Below are 14,090 nucleotides of genomic sequence, written 5' to 3'. Positions count from 1 at the left end.
TGATGAGTACAGCAGTGCCAGAAGTGGAGTCCAACGCATTCAATTTTACTGAGTTTATTCAGTCTGGAGTTGATGTTCGCACCGGCTCTTATAGTACCAGTATTAATCTCGCGGGGTGGGTTGCTAACAACATCAACGGTCCGCAGATATCATTTAATATTTCATTCGATAGTTTCCGCACAACGGATTTCGGTTGGGGACGCGGCTGGTCATTGGGGTTGAGCTCCTACAACCGGAAGACCCGTAAGCTGACCCTTGCAAGTGGGGTTTCTTATCGTGTTTACATCAGCAGCGGGCGGATCATCGTCAGGGATAAAAAGCTCCAGGACACATGGGTCACGCTCGACGGCGACAATCTGATTGTCAGCCACAAAAACGGTCTGATCGAGAGGTTGGCCAGGCCGGATGAAACGTATGACGAATGGTTCCCCGAACATGTCTACTCCAACGAAGGGCGCTCGATCAGTCTGAAATACATGTTGGTACGGGGCCGCCGCGTCCTGCACGAAGTTCACGATCAGCAACACCGCGTCGTGGCGCTGAGTTATGAAACGAACGATCAATCCGCCAGCATTACCGTATGGCCTGATCATCCGCAAAGATGCTTGAAGTTTGATTTACTGGTTCGTGATGGATGGCTCCGGCAGATAACCCTTGATCACGGCCCCGCCGAGCATCTTGCATGGTCATTCGACTACCAATTACTCAACGGTTTTCTGGTCATGACAGATGTCCGCGCGCCTGGCGGTAGTGTCGAAAGTATTGAGTACTCTCCTCAGAAGCATCAGTTGCCGCTCGGGGCACCAATCAAGGCTTTGCCGGCGGTCCGGCGCAGTGTTCTGGCGCCGGGTTCAGGGTTGCCCACTATCACCCGTGTCTACGAATACACCGCCAAAAACTTCCTCGGCTATCAATCGGGACTTCGCTGGGCGCAGGACGGGGACCATCTGCATGCTCACAAAGGACATTACACCTACTCTTGTACCGAACGTCTGGTTACGGGTGTGGGCGACAAGACAGTTGAACTGAGTCGCATCGAAAGAACCTACAACCGCTTCCACCTGATGATCTCGGAAAAGTCCGTTGCCAACGGGAAGGTGCAGCAGAGAACGATTACCTACCACGATGTTGACGGCCTGGACTTCTCCGATCAACCCGCCCATTTTCAAATGCAGAAAACATCTGTCGTCAGCTATGTCGACACTTCTACGAACGCCGCGCCCCGAACCGAAACCACCCATACGACCTATGATGAATCCGGCAATCTGCTAACGCAGATCAATCCGAGCGGAGCCCGGGAGGATTACGTCTATTATCCGGCAGAGGGTGCCGAGGGTTGCCCCCCCAACCCGCTGGGTTTCATTACGGCATTGAAGGAGCGATCGATCACGCCGTCCCCTGATTTTGCCCCGGCGCCGGTGGTCATTGTCCGTTTTTCCTACATTGACTTGCCGTCCATGCGCGAGGGTGGTCACCGGTTTTTGTTGCTGCATAGCGAAAAGCTGTTTGAAGGTGGGAATACAAAGCCACACGTGGATACTCGATTCGAGTACATCGAAGATACCGGTGATGCGTTCTACGGACGCCTCAAGAGTCGCTTGCAAGCCGAACACAAAGGCAGCCGTCGTTTCGAATTCAAATATTCAATTGATGGAGATTGGGTGGAAATCCTTCAACAATTGCATGCGGGTAGCGACAGGCATGATCGCAAAGTCTGGCATGACCGATTTACCGGACAGGAAGTCAAGGTTTGGGATGGGGCCGGTAATGAGTTGGTGAAGAAGTACGACAATCTGAACCGTGTTGTCAGCGAGACGGCGGTATTCGATGGAGCGGATATCGCGTCACGCATCACCGAATTCTATGGGGAAAGTTCGCCAGAGGAGGGCGCAACCATAGGCATCACCAGCATGCGGGGTGTGCTGAGCAAGGTTTGGCTCGACGGGGTCGGGCGCACGACCAAAGTCAAGATTCAGGATGTCGATTCTCCCGAAAAGCCAATGCGTCTGAGCTATGAGGCCCACTACGACAATGTTGGCCGACTGGAAAGCGAAGTCAGCCAGGACTGGATCGATGGCAAGGCCATTGCGTCAACGACGACCTATAGCTACGACGGCTGGGGACGCGTATGCAGAACGGTAGGTCCTGATGGTGTCGCGGTGAACGATGTGTTTGACCCGGTTTCATTGACTCGAACATGCTGGTGCGACGGCGCTGGAAAAAACCGTTCTGTATTGAACGTGTTCGGTAAGCCCGATCGGGAAGAGCGCATCGATTCCGAAGAGGTGGTCACTGTTACCGCGACTTTTTCCTACGACGGACTTGGGCGTTGTCTGACGCAAACCAACGAGGCAGGATTCGAAACGAGCTTCAGTTATGATCTCTTCGGTCGCCTGGTCGAGACGATTCTACCGGATGGTACTTCGATAAAAAAAAAGTATGACCCACTGAGCACGGGTAATCATCCGATCGAAATCAGTGCCGATGACTACGTGTTGGGCACCCGGACTTATGACGGTTTGTTGCGTGCCACCCGTACGACCGTCGGTGGCAGAACCGAAACAAAGACCTATGAGGGTGGGGGCGCTCAAGCTGTGCAGCAGGTGACGGCGGCGGGTGATGCTTTCAGGTTTACCCTTGATCCCATGCTCAACGGCGCGGTGACCGCGCGGATGGGAAGCCACGCTCAGTCAGCCAGATATCGATTTGATCCATTGACCGGGCAACTCGTCGAAACCTCCAGTCCTGCCATCCAGCGCCGAGTTGAGTACGGCCCGTCGGGCAAAGAGAAGTCCCAGGAATGGATTTCCAGCGAAGGCCGCTTCAGCACCGTCACTGCCCGTTCATTGAATGGGCTGCCCATCAGTTTCACCGATGTTAACGATGTAGAAACTACCTATGTCTATGACGCTGCGGCGCGGCCCGTAGAAATTCGGCAGGGGCCGGTTCTGGCGAAGTACGCCTACGGTGCCCAGGGCCAGTTGTTGACATTGAGTGTCGAGGATACCGCCTCGAAACGTTCGCTGATGACCACCTTGACTCACGATGAGTTCGGTCGTGAAATCAAGCGTGTTTCGCAGTTCGGCGATGGATCTCGCCTGGAAATCCTTCAAGTGTTTGGGGCCGATGACAAACTTCAACAACGATCGTTGCTGTCCGGTACGCAATCGCGCAGAGAAACCTTCGCCTATGATAGACGCGGGCGCCTGAAACGCTATGACTGCGAAGGTACGCAGGCACCGACCGATGCCTGGGGAAAGCGCATTGATTTCCAGGAGTTCACCTACGACTACCTCGACAACCTGTTGACGGTGCGTACGGGATTCGATGGGGAGGAGAACCTGTGCAGGTTTTCCTACGATCGTCCTGACAAAACCCAGTTGAGTTCAATGACTCACAGTCACGCGCACTATCAGCCCGGGCAAGTGAGCTTCGAATACGATGCCAACGGCAATCTGCTCAACGATGACCAGGGGCGCACGTTCAGGTATGACGCCCTGAGTCGGCTCGAAAGTGTGGCCAGCGCTGGCGGTCGCACGCACTATCAATTCGACGGCGAAGATCAATTGCATGCAGTGGCTGCCGAATCTGGAGAACTGATCAGGCTTTTCCATAGCGAACATGCGCTGTGCAGCGAAGTGGCAGGTAACCATCGACGCAGTCTGTTGTCAGGCGACGGCAAGTTCTTGGCCGAGCAGCAAGGTGACGACGTCGTCTTGTTTGTCACGGATGGACAGGGCACGGCCCTTGCGCGCCTTGGATCTCAAGACGAATCTGTTTTGTCCTATGTTCCTTATGGGGATCGCCCTGCATCGAGCGGACTTGGCGCCCTGCTGGGCTTTCAGGGTGAGCGACTGGACCCGTCAACCGGGTGCTATCTGCTCGGCAGGGGTTATCGGGCCTATAACCCACGATTGATGCGATTTCACAGCCCCGACAGTTGGAGCCCCTTTGAGGATGGCGGTATCAATGCCTATGCATATTGTCTGGGAGATCCGATCAATCTCAAGGATCCCACCGGGCATATCTCGACCTGGGGGTGGGTGAAAATCGGTGTGGCCGCCGCTCTGGCCGCCGCCGCGATTGCCCTGACGGCCGTTACCTTGGGTGCAACCGCACCACTCGTGCCGATCACGGCCAATGCCTTTGCCTTGTTAACACTGGAGGTCATTTCCGCGACGGTTTCAATTGCCTCGGCGGTTGTCGATGAGCTGGCTCCGGATACCGTTGGCGCCCAGATATTGACCTACTCGTCGATAGTGCTGGGTGTGGTGTCGTTCGGGGCCGCCGCGGTTGCAAAAATTGGCAGTAAAGGCGTCGGTTTTGCGTTGACGAAAAGTGTGGGCTCCCTGGCGGACGTGGTGACTGTGCAGCGAGGTGTCGCGCGCGTGGCGGTGGGGCGGCGTCTATACGGTGCTGTTTCCACGGCAAATGAGGCATTGAGAAGTACAGTCAAACTGCAGAGCCGGCTCAACAACGTGTTGACGGCAAAAAAGGTAGTCAGCGGGACGGGTATCGTTTCTACATTAGCGTTCATGGTCGCGAATTCGAAAAAGTACGCCGCCCAAGTCGACGAACTTCTTCAAGATCACTGGCCATCGCTGGCCGAGGATTTCAGTGCTCAGAAGATTCGAAGCGATGCGGTGGACGCTCTGGAGTCATTCACCTATGTGATTGGCGAGCAGATCATCAAACTGCGCCGCGAGTGACCAATGATGAGCATCGAGTTAGATGCTTTAAAAATGGAATATAAAAGCGAATAAAAGTTATTTATTCGGGAATAAAAAATCCCGGTATTGTCCGCTTCACGCCAGCGATAGCACTTCACTGGCACTCTCATCTTCAAGCCGTCGCCACAAGCGACTGTGATTTTCGATAAGGACACTGCATGAAAAAGGTTCTGTTGTTCACCGCACTGGCGGCTGCCCTGACCGCGGGCCTGGCCCAGGCTGGCGAGAAACTGGTGGTTGCCGCGACCCCGATTCCACACGCCGAGATTCTTGAGCTGATCAAGCCAACCCTCGCCAAAGAAGGCGTGGATCTGGAAATCAAAGTCTTCACCGACTACGTTCAGCCGAACGTGCAGGTCGATCAGAAACGTCTTGACGCCAACTACTTCCAGACCCTGCCCTACCTGAAAAGCTTCAACGAAGGCAAAGGCACTCACCTGGAAACCGTGATCGGTGTGCACGTCGAACCTTTCGGCGGCTACTCGAAGAAAGTCAAAACCCTGGCTGAGCTCAAAGACGGCGCGACCATTGCCATCCCGAACGAAGGCAGCAACAGCGGCCGTGCCCTGATCCTGCTGCAGAAGGCTGGCCTGATCGAATTGAAAGACCCGAAAAACGCCCTGGCCACGCCAAAAGACATCGCCAAGAACCCGCACAACTTCAAGTTCAAGGAGCTTGAGTCCGCGATGTTGCCGCGTGTGCTGGATCAGGTCGACCTGGACATGATCAACACCAACTACGCGCTGGAAGCAGGTCTGAACCCGGCTAAAGACGCGCTGGTGATCGAAGGTGCCGACTCGCCTTACGTGAACTTCCTGGTGGCCCGTCCGGACAACAAGGACAGCGTTGCCATCCAGAAACTGGCCAAGGCCCTGACCAGCCCGGAAGTGAAAGCCTTCATCGAGAAGAAGTACAACGGCGCGGTACTGCCAGCGTTCTGATTCGCGAAGCAAACCCCTTCAAGGTTTCAAACGCCGACGGCTAGCAATAGCGTCGGCGTTTTTTTATGGGTGGGAGAATTGCTTTGTGTAGGAGCCGGCTTGCCGGCGATAGCGTCCTTGAGAGCGCCATCGCCGGCAAGCCGGTTCCTACATTCAAACTACTTCAAGGCGCCTTGGTGTTCACGGCCCTGCGCAACGCCATCAGTAATTTCAGAATGTCTTGCGGATCCATCCGTTGCGGCGGTTGTGCGTCTGCCACGTTCTCGTCCTTGTGAGGTGTTGGCCGGGAGTCGCCGTTCAATCCGGCCAATACCATGCCGGCTCATCCAGCATGCGCTGGCCGACGATTCCGGTCTGGCCAAGATTTTTCTCTAGCACGATGCAGTTACAGTCCGGGTCCTCCTGCAACGCCGAAATCAAGCGCCGGGCATGGGACACCACCCACACCTGGCACTGCGCCGAAGCACGCATGATCAAGCGTGCCAGCGCCGGCAGCAGGTCTGGATGCAGGCTGGTTTCCGGCTCGTTCAGCACCATCAGTGTCGGCGGCCGTGGCGTCAGCAGCGCCGCGACCAGCAGCAGGTAACGCAAGGTTCCGTCCGACAGCTCGGCGGCTGACAGCGGCCGCAACAAACCTTCTTGAAAGAACTCGATGGCGAAGCGTCCACCGGGCAGAGGTTCGATGTTCAGTCGTGCGCCGGGGAAGGCGTCGCTGATCGCCGCCCGCAAGGCGTCGGGATCGCCGATTTCGATGATCGTCTGCAAGGCCGCCGCCAGGTCGCGTCCGTCGTGATGCAGCACCGGCGTGCGAGTGCCCAGTTGCGGTTGACGCGCCGGGGCGTCGGCATCGCTGCGAAAATGATCGTAAAAGCGCCAGCGGCGAATGAACTCGCGCATCTCCAGCACTTCCGGCGAACCGCGCAGGCTGCCGACCTGATCGAACAGGCTGTCGAACGTCGGCGTGTGCTGCGCCAGCACATCCCACTTGCGCTCGGTGCGGGCACGGATCATCGGGCCGTCACGATCGACTAGTAGACTGGCCGGGCGGTAGAACGCGCCTGCCCACAGGCATTCGCGTTTGATCTGCGGGTCCAGGCTGAAATAGGACGGGATCGGCGAGCTGTGCCCGGGCAGCATGAAATGCCCATTGGAATCGGGAAGGCCGAGGCTGATCGAGTAGCCGAAATCCTCTCCCGCAAACCCCAGGCGCAGGCGCTTGACGCCTTGGCGAACGGTGGGCTCGATGGCGACTTCGCCGGTGCGCATGCGCCGGGAGAGGGTTTGCGGGCCGGCCCAGAAGGTCGAATCCAGCCCACCTTCGCGGGCCAGGGCATTGACCACGCCGCCGTGGGCGGTTTCCGCCAGCAGTCGCAGTGCACGGTACAGGTTGGACTTGCCGCTGCCGTTGGGGCCGGTGATCAGATTCAGTCGGCCCAGCGGGATCACCAGTTTGTTGATCGAGCGGTAGTTGGCTACCGCGAGCGTGTTGAGCATGTGGGTTCCTGTGGCCGGGTCGAGCGACGCCCATTGTCCGGTACGGGCAGGTGTCTAACGCAAGTGTTCTGGACGTAAGGCAGGGCGAATTTTTTCTTCATAAGACGCTCGTGCAAGGTTCCTATCCTGTTCTAAGCTCTCTGTCGAGTTGTCCATAAAAAAGGCCAAGGAGTTTGCATGGCGGTTCGCGGATTAAAAGTAGTCATGGCCTTGAGTGTCGTCACCCTTCTAACGGCTTGCGAGGAGAAAAAAACCGTGCAGGAATACCTGCCACGGGTGTTCGTGCAAGTCGTCAAGCCGGCGGATTACGCGGCCCCGGTTACCCTCACCGGTGATATCCAGGCGCGGATACAGACGGAGCTGTCTTTCCGGGTGGGCGGCAAGATCATCCAGCGTTCGGTTGACGTCGGCGATCGAGTGACCGCCAAGCAAGTGCTGGCCCGGCTCGACCCCAAGGATTTGCAGACCAACGTCGACTCGGCCCAGGCGCAAGTGGCCGCCGAACAGGCGCGTGTGAAGCAGAACGCGGCGGCATTCGTACGCCAGCAAAAACTCCTGCCCAAGGGTTATACCAGCCAGAGTGAATATGACTCGGCCCAGGCCGCCTTGAACAGCAGCCAGAGCGCCCTGAGCGCCGCCCAGGCGCAGTTGGCCAATGCCAAGGATCAGTTGAGCTATACGGCGCTGATCGCCGATGCGCCGGGGATCATTACCGAGCGTCAGGCGGAGGTCGGCCAGGTGGTTCAGGCGACGATGCCGATCTTCAGCCTGGCCCGTGACGGCGACCGCGATGCGGTGTTCAACGTTTATGAATCGCTGCTGGCCGAGAAGCCGAGCGATGACACCATTGTCCTGAGCCTGCTCGACAACCCGGCGATCAAAACCACCGGCACCGTGCGCGAAATTACCCCGGCGGTCTCGGCGCAATCCGGTACCGTGCAGGTCAAGGTCGGCCTCAACAGTCTGCCCGACGGCATGCAGTTGGGCTCGGTGGTAAGTGCCACGGCCAGGGGGTCGGGCAAGTCGGTTATCGAGTTGCCTTGGTCGGCGCTGACCAAAAACATCAGTGAACCCGCTGTCTGGATTGTCGACGACAAGGGCAAGGCCCAATTGCACTCGGTCACTGTCGGCCGCTACCTGACCGGCAAGGTCATCATCAGCGGCGGGTTGAAAGACGGCGACAAAGTCATCATCGCGGGCGGCCAACTCTTGCACCCTGACATGGAAGTCGAGATTGCCGAAGACACTTACAAGGATCTGACGTGGGGAGCCAAGCCATGAAGCCTTTATGGGCGTTGTCCATCGGGCTGGTGCTGAGCGCCTGTTCCAAAAGCGAACCACCGCCGGCACCGGTACGGCCAGTGTTGTCGATCAAGGTCCAGACCTTGAACGAAGAGGACCTGGGCCGCTTCGCCGGCAGCATCCAGGCGCGCTATGAAAGCAATACCGGCTTCCGCGTGGGCGGGCGGATCGCCAGCCGTAACGTCGATATCGGCACCGAGGTGGAAAAGGGGACGCTGCTCGCCACCCTTGATCCTTCCGATCAACAAAACCAATTGCGTTCGGCCCAGGGCGACCTGGCGAAAATCCAGGCGCAACTGATCAATGCCAAGGCCAGTGCCCAGCGTCAACAAGCGCTGTTCGATCGCGGGGTCGGCGCGCAAGCGCAACTCGACGCGGCCAACACGGACCTGAAAACCACCCAGGCCTCCCTCGATCAGGCCCGGGCGGCCGTCAACCAGAGCAAAGACCAATTGGGCTACACCGAGCTGCGCGCCGACCATAAGGCCGTGGTCACCGCGTGGAGCGCCGAGGCCGGGCAAGTGGTGACGGCGGGTCAGCAAGTGGTGACCCTGGCGCAACCGGACATCAAGGAAGCAGTGATCGACCTGCCCGATACCCTCGTTGATCAGTTGCCCAGCGATGTGGTGTTTCAGGTCGCTGCGCAACTCGATCCGAGCATCAACACCACCGCCATCATCCGTGAAATCGAACCCCAGGCTCAAAGCGCGACACGCACCCGTCGCGCCCGCCTGACCCTGGCCGAAACGCCACAGGGCTTCCGCTTGGGCACGGCCATCAGCGTCACCCTGAGCTCGGCGGTCAAGCCGCGCATCGAGTTGCCTGTCACTGCGTTGCAGGAGGTCGATGGCAAGCCGCGCATCTGGGTGATCGATGCACAGAGTAAAACCGTCTCGCCCCGTGACGTCACTGTGATCAGCCGCACCGACAGCACCGTGGTGCTGGCCGACGGTGTGAAGAACGGCGAGCGGGTGGTCAGTGCCGGTGTCAACAGCCTCAAACCGGGGCAGCAAGTGAAAATCGACGAGGACAGTCAATGAAAGGGCCTTTCAACCTCTCGGAATGGGCCCTCAAGCATCAGTCGTTCATCTGGTATCTGATGTTCGTCGCGTTGCTGATGGGTGTGTTCTCGTATTTCAACCTGGGGCGCGAAGAAGACCCGTCGTTCACCATCAAAACCATGGTGATCCAGAGCAAATGGCCGGGGGCGACCCAGGAGGAAACCCTCAAGCAGATCACCGACAGGATCGAGAAAAAGCTCGAAGAACTCGACTCCCTCGACTACGTGAAAAGCTACACGCGCCCCGGCGAATCGACGGTGTACGTGTACCTGCGCGACACCACCAGTGCCAAGGACATCCCGGAAATCTGGTACCAGGTGCGCAAGAAGATCAACGACATCAGATACCAGTTCCCGCAAGGCATTCAGGGGCCGTCGTTCAACGACGAGTTCGGTGACGTCTTCGGGTCGATCTACGCCTTCACCGCCGACGGCCTGACCCTGCGTCAGTTGCGCGACTACGTGGAACAGGCCCGTATGGAAATTCGCGGTGTGCCGGGCCTGGGCAAGATCGAAATGGTCGGCCAGCAGGACGAAGTGCTGTACCTGAACTTCTCCACGCGCAAACTCGCCGCGCTGGGCATCGATGAGCGTCAGGTGGTGCAGAGCCTGCAATCGCAGAACGCCGTGACCCCGGCGGGTGTGATCGAGGCCGGGCCGGAGCGGATTTCGGTGCGCACGTCAGGCAAGTTCGCTTCGGAGAAAGACCTCGCCGAGGTCAACCTCAAGCTCAACGACCGCTACTATCGCCTGGCCGACATTGCCGACATCAGCCGCGGCTACGTAGATCCGGCCTCGCCGGAATTCCGCTTCAACGGCAAACCGGCCATCGGCCTGGCGATTGCCATGCAGAAGGGTGGCAACGTCCAGGCGTTCGGCAAGGCCTTGCACGCCCGTATTGACGAGTTGACCGCCGACCTGCCGGTGGGCGTCGGCATTTACAACGTGTCCGACCAGGCCGTGGTGGTCGAAGAGGCCGTCGGCGGTTTTACCAGCGCGCTGTTCGAGGCGGTGGTGATTGTGCTGCTGGTCAGCTTCGTCAGCCTTGGCGTGCGCGCCGGGCTGGTGGTAGCCTGCTCGATCCCGCTGGTGCTGGCGATGGTGTTCGTGTTCATGGAATACAGCGGCATCACCATGCAGCGGATTTCCCTCGGTGCACTGATCATCGCCCTCGGCCTGCTGGTGGACGATGCGATGATCACCGTGGAGATGATGGTCACGCGCCTGGAATTGGGCGAGACCAAGGAGCAGGCGGCGACCTTCGCCTACACCTCCACGGCGTTCCCGATGCTCACCGGTACGTTGGTGACGGTGGCGGGCTTCGTGCCGATCGGCTTGAACGCCAGCTCGGCCGGTGAATACACCTACACCCTGTTTGCTGTGATTGCCTGTGCGATGCTGGTGTCGTGGGTGGTGGCGGTTCTGTTTGCGCCGGTGATCGGCGTGCACATTCTCAGCACCAAGGTGAAACCCCATGAAGGCGAACCCGGGCGCATTGGCAAGGCGTTCAACGGTGGGCTGCTGTGGTGCATGCGCAATCGCTGGTGGGCCATCGGCATTACGGTGCTGTGTTTTGTGCTGGCGCTGTTTTGCATGCGCTTCGTGCAGAACCAGTTCTTCCCGTCGTCGGACCGGCCGGAAATCCTGGTGGACCTGAACCTGCCGCAAAACGCCTCGATCGACGAAACCCGCCGGGCCGTCGATCGCCTCGAAGCCACGCTCAAGGACGATCCGGACATCGAGCGCTGGAGCACTTACATCGGGCAGGGCGCGATCCGCTTCTATCTGCCACTGGACCAGCAACTGCAGAACCCCTTCTACGCGCAGTTGGTGATCGTCAGCAAAGGCCACACCCGTGAGGCCATGATGCAGAAGCTTCGCGAGCGCTTGCGCAACGACTTCGTCGGCATCGGCAGTTATGTCCAGGCACTGGAAATGGGTCCGCCGGTAGGGCGTCCGATCCAGTACCGGATCAGCGGCAAGGACATCGACCAGGTGCGCCGACATGCCATCGACCTGGCCACGGAGCTGGACAAGAACCCGCACGTCGGCGAGATCATCTACGACTGGAACGAACCGGGCAAAGTGCTGCGCATCGACATCGCCCAGGACAAGGCGCGGCAGTTGGGGCTGTCTTCCGAGGATGTGGCCAACCTGATGAACGGCATCGTCAGCGGCCAGTCGGTGACCCAGGTCGATGACGACATTTACCTGATCAACGTGGTCGGTCGTGCGGTGGATTCCGAGCGTGGAACGCCGGAAACCCTGCAGAACCTGCAAATCGTCACGCCGAACGGCACGTCGATTCCGCTGCTGGCGTTCGCCACGGTGCGCTACGAACTGGAGCAACCGTTGGTATGGCGTAGGGATCGCCTGCCGACCATCACCATCAAGGCGGCGATTCGTGACGAGATCCAGCCGACGGACCTGGTGAAAGTCCTCAAGCCGTCCATCGACGCGTTCGCTGCCAAACTGCCGGCGGGCTACAAGGTCGCCACCGGTGGTACGGTGGAGGAAAGCGGCAAGGCCCAGGGCCCGATTGCCAAGGTTGTGCCGCTGATGCTGTTCCTGATGGCGACCTTCCTGATGATCCAGCTGCACAGCGTGCAGAAGCTGTTCCTGGTGGCCAGCGTTGCGCCGCTGGGGCTAATCGGCGTGGTAATCGCGCTGGTGCCGACGGGTACACCCATGGGCTTCGTGGCGATCCTCGGGATTCTCGCGTTGATCGGTATCATCATCCGTAACTCGGTGATCCTGGTGACCCAGATCGAGGAGTACGAGCAGAAGGGTTATGCGCCGTGGGATGCGGTGGTGCAGGCCACCGAACATCGGCGCCGGCCGATCCTTTTGACCGCGGCGGCGGCGAGCATGGGGATGATCCCGATTGCCCGGGAAGTGTTCTGGGGGCCGATGGCCTACGCGATGATCGGCGGGATCGTCATCGCCACCTTGCTGACGCTGCTGTTTTTACCGGCGCTGTACGTGGCCTGGTACAAGATTCGCGAGCCGAAGAAAGAGGCTGTTTAAAAAGCGAGCGCTTCGCGCTCATCGCGAGCAAGCTCGCTCCCACAGGTGTACGCGGTCAACTGTGGGAGCGAGCTTGCTCGCGATGGCGTCGGGACTGACTACACAGCTTTACGCCACACACTCGCCAACCACGGCTGCTGCTCCCGCGGCAGCCCGGCCGGCCGGTAGTAATGCTCCAACTCCACAAACCCCGCCTCGATCAGCAACTGCTGCCAGGCCGCCAGGTCGTGATAGGCCCCATAACGCGGCCCGTTCCAGCCTTCCTGATTCTCGCCACGGGGATTGGAACTGAACAACACCCCACCCGGTTTCAGCGTTCCCCACAACTGCTTCAGCACCCGTGGCAGTTCCTGACGCGGAACATGAAACAACACTGCATTGGCAAAGATCCCGTCGAAACGCTCGGCCGGCAGATCAAGCTTCAGGAAGTCCTGTTGCCACACCTCGCAACCGCTGTCTTCACGGGCCATCTGCGCGAATTTTTCCGAACCGTCCAGACCGATGGCTGTGTGGCCCATGCGGGTGAAGGTTTGCAGATCACGACCGGGTCCGCAGCCGAAGTCGAGAATGTCGAAAGGCGCCTTACCCTGGATATGCCGCAACAGGGCATCGATGTTCTGGCTGACGTCGTGATCGCGCGTGCCTTCACGGAAGTCTTCGGCCACTGCGTTGTAATGGCCCAGGGTGGTGGCGGTGATCTGTTCGAGGTCGTCGGGCGTCTGTTTCATCGTCGGGCTGCGCGGGCAATTGAGATTTGGCCAATATACGCCATCAAGTTGGGGGCTGCTTCGCAGCCATTCGCGAGCAAGCCCGCTCCCACACTTAACCGCGTCGAACAAATGGTTTGTGTTCGCCAGAGACCAAGTGTGGGAACGGGCTTGCTCGCGAAAGCTGCATCACTGACAACGGATTACTAACGCCCGGCTCAGCTTTTTTTCATCCCCAAACACTCAATGGAGTGATCCACCATCGCCTTGGCAATCTCCAGCAAATGCCAGATCGAATACACCATTGCCCGGTCGGCACCCGTGAGCTGTTCGCCACACTGATACGCCGTAACCGACGCACAGCGCAGCAGATCGGCGACATAGAGCTGGGTGTCTTCGAAGCTCACGTCTTTGCTGACGTTGTAGAAGCGCATTTCATCAGGTGGTGCGGGTTGCTTGCCGGTGAGGTAGAAATCGATGGCGCGGTAGAGCGCAGAGCGATCCCTGAGTGGGTCTTCGGTGGGGGTTTCTGGGGGCGGATCGGGAACGGATTTTTTCATTGGTAAATCTCCTGGTATCTATTGGAGCCAACCAATATCGCGACTAAACGAACAGGGGTGGCGGCTGCACGCAGGTTAGTCGACCGGATACCAGGAACCCCGGCGCACCCGAAGGTGCCCTGCGCACAGCCACCATGACTTTCAGGTAATAAAAAACACCTGACATGGGGTGGCGCTGCACGCCTGGTAAGATCCGGGCGACTAAACCCGATCACTGATGAGCAGTGACGGGCCGAGACTATCCACGGAAATTGGCAGGCGCAAGCGAG

The 14,090-nt window shown here is 58.8% G+C and carries 8 protein-coding genes; 5 read left to right on the top strand and 3 right to left on the bottom strand.

Features of this window, described 5'->3' with window-relative positions:
• Nucleotides 1-2: 2 nt before the first annotated feature.
• A complete protein-coding gene (locus tag AB7M25_RS29170; protein ID WP_454238312.1) occupies nt 3-4,709 on the top strand; it encodes an RHS repeat domain-containing protein in 4,707 nt (1,568 codons plus the stop codon).
• Nucleotides 4,710-4,888: 179 nt separating this feature from the next.
• The gene (locus AB7M25_RS29165; RefSeq protein WP_207260355.1) at nt 4,889-5,671 is read left to right on the top strand and encodes a MetQ/NlpA family ABC transporter substrate-binding protein; all 783 of its coding nucleotides are present in this window, start codon (nt 4,889-4,891) and stop codon (nt 5,669-5,671) included.
• Between the two features lie 297 nt (nt 5,672-5,968).
• Here the strand turns inward: AB7M25_RS29165 and AB7M25_RS29160 are convergent, their stop codons facing one another.
• A complete protein-coding gene (locus AB7M25_RS29160) occupies nt 5,969-7,165 on the bottom strand; it encodes an AAA family ATPase (protein WP_454238311.1) in 1,197 nt (398 codons plus the stop codon).
• A gap of 177 nt (nt 7,166-7,342) precedes the next feature.
• On the opposite strand from AB7M25_RS29160, the gene AB7M25_RS29155 reads away from it, so the two are divergent.
• The 3 genes from AB7M25_RS29155 to AB7M25_RS29145 are packed head-to-tail and all read left to right on the top strand — an operon-like array spanning nt 7,343 to nt 12,554.
• Nucleotides 7,343-8,446 carry an efflux RND transporter periplasmic adaptor subunit gene (locus tag AB7M25_RS29155; protein WP_429387453.1) on the top strand — a complete coding sequence of 368 codons (1,104 nt, stop codon included), beginning with the start codon at nt 7,343-7,345 and terminating at the stop codon, nt 8,444-8,446.
• Nucleotides 8,443-9,507, top strand: a complete 1,065-nt coding sequence (locus AB7M25_RS29150; protein ID WP_429387456.1) for an efflux RND transporter periplasmic adaptor subunit — start codon at nt 8,443-8,445, stop codon at nt 9,505-9,507. The genes AB7M25_RS29155 and AB7M25_RS29150 overlap by 4 nt, the downstream gene beginning before the upstream one ends.
• Nucleotides 9,504-12,554: an efflux RND transporter permease subunit gene (locus tag AB7M25_RS29145; protein ID WP_454238310.1), complete on the top strand. Its 3,051-nt coding sequence runs from the start codon at nt 9,504-9,506 to the stop codon at nt 12,552-12,554. The genes AB7M25_RS29150 and AB7M25_RS29145 overlap by 4 nt, the downstream gene beginning before the upstream one ends.
• A 98-nt stretch (nt 12,555-12,652) precedes the next feature.
• On the opposite strand, the gene AB7M25_RS29140 is transcribed toward AB7M25_RS29145, so the two are convergent.
• A complete protein-coding gene (locus tag AB7M25_RS29140) occupies nt 12,653-13,282 on the bottom strand; it encodes a class I SAM-dependent methyltransferase (protein ID WP_429387462.1) in 630 nt (209 codons plus the stop codon).
• A gap of 197 nt (nt 13,283-13,479) precedes the next feature.
• The gene (locus tag AB7M25_RS29135; protein ID WP_429387465.1) at nt 13,480-13,821 is read right to left on the bottom strand and encodes a DUF6124 family protein; all 342 of its coding nucleotides are present in this window, start codon (nt 13,819-13,821) and stop codon (nt 13,480-13,482) included.
• Nucleotides 13,822-14,090 lie beyond the last annotated feature (269 nt).

It is taken from the genome of Pseudomonas sp. AP3_22 TE3818, assembly GCF_053628995.1.
This window is presented reverse-complemented; position numbering and strand designations above follow the sequence as displayed.

Coding starts and splice junctions, on each gene's coding strand:
- AB7M25_RS29170 (WP_454238312.1), top strand. CDS start 3: ATGAGTACAGCAGTGCCAGAAGTGGAGTCCAACGCATTCAATTTTACT.
- AB7M25_RS29165 (WP_207260355.1), top strand. CDS start 4,889: ATGAAAAAGGTTCTGTTGTTCACCGCACTGGCGGCTGCCCTGACCGCG.
- AB7M25_RS29160 (WP_454238311.1), bottom strand. CDS start 7,165: ATGCTCAACACGCTCGCGGTAGCCAACTACCGCTCGATCAACAAACTG.
- AB7M25_RS29155 (WP_429387453.1), top strand. CDS start 7,343: ATGGCGGTTCGCGGATTAAAAGTAGTCATGGCCTTGAGTGTCGTCACC.
- AB7M25_RS29150 (WP_429387456.1), top strand. CDS start 8,443: ATGAAGCCTTTATGGGCGTTGTCCATCGGGCTGGTGCTGAGCGCCTGT.
- AB7M25_RS29145 (WP_454238310.1), top strand. CDS start 9,504: ATGAAAGGGCCTTTCAACCTCTCGGAATGGGCCCTCAAGCATCAGTCG.
- AB7M25_RS29140 (WP_429387462.1), bottom strand. CDS start 13,282: ATGAAACAGACGCCCGACGACCTCGAACAGATCACCGCCACCACCCTG.
- AB7M25_RS29135 (WP_429387465.1), bottom strand. CDS start 13,821: ATGAAAAAATCCGTTCCCGATCCGCCCCCAGAAACCCCCACCGAAGAC.